This is a genomic window from Cupriavidus sp. SK-4, assembly GCF_000611125.1.
GTDB classification, from domain to species: Bacteria; Pseudomonadota; Gammaproteobacteria; order Burkholderiales; family Burkholderiaceae; genus Cupriavidus; species Cupriavidus necator.
In genome coordinates this window covers 1-668 of the sequence record NZ_JFJW01000196.1, presented here as the reverse complement: position 1 = coordinate 668, position 668 = coordinate 1, and the positions used below count along the sequence as shown (strand labels likewise).

At 63.8% G+C, this 668-nt stretch carries 2 protein-coding genes; both read right to left on the bottom strand.

Annotated elements, in window-relative coordinates:
• Positions 1-137: 137 nt before the first annotated feature.
• Positions 138-476: a P-II family nitrogen regulator gene (locus CF68_RS34395; RefSeq protein ID WP_010814843.1), complete on the bottom strand. Its 339-nt coding sequence runs from the start codon at positions 474-476 to the stop codon at positions 138-140.
• Between the two features lie 52 nt (positions 477-528).
• The coding region (locus CF68_RS36840) for a TorF family putative porin (protein WP_304413130.1) at positions 529-668 on the bottom strand (140 nt) is incomplete at its 5' end.

Sequence of the window (668 nt, the reverse complement as noted above, 5' to 3'; positions counted from 1 at the left end):
GGCTTGTCCTGTGCGGCGGCCGGCGTGGAGATGCCCACACCCGCCGTGCCGATGGCGAGCGCCATCGCGCCGGCCGTCAGGAATCGCTTGAACCAGGTTGTCATGTGATTAACCTCTTGTCCTTATGCTGTCTCGGGTCACAGGGCATCGCCGCCGGTCTCGCCGGTGCGGATGCGGATGACCTGCTCGATCGGTGCCACGAAGATCTTGCCGTCGCCGATCTTGCCGGTGCGGGCCGATTTCTCGACCGCCTCGATGGCACGCTCGACCACGTCGTCGGGCACCGCCACCTCGATCTTCACCTTGGGCAGGAAGTCGACGATGTATTCGGCGCCACGGTACAGCTCGGTGTGGCCCTTCTGGCGGCCGAAGCCTTTCACTTCGGTCACGGTAATGCCGGACACGCCCACGTCCGACAGCGCTTCGCGCACTTCGTCGAGCTTGAACGGCTTGATGACTGCAATGATGAGTTTCATCCGATTTCTCCTCGGGGCAGGCCGGCGCTGCCCGCCCGGCCTGCGGCAATGATTAGAAAGTCTTGGTGATCGAGGCCCAGGCCGTGGCCTTGCCGAGATAGCGCCCGCGGTTGACACTGGTGTAGACCGACTCCTTGGCATTGGTGTCCACATAGGCCACTGCCAGCGCAAAGCCCTTGCCCAGGTCCTTGG

Bases quoted from the DNA above. Each gene is read 5' to 3' on its own strand.
- CF68_RS34395 (WP_010814843.1), bottom strand. From the start codon at position 476: ATGAAACTCATCATTGCAGTCATCAAGCCGTTCAAGCTCGACGAAGTG.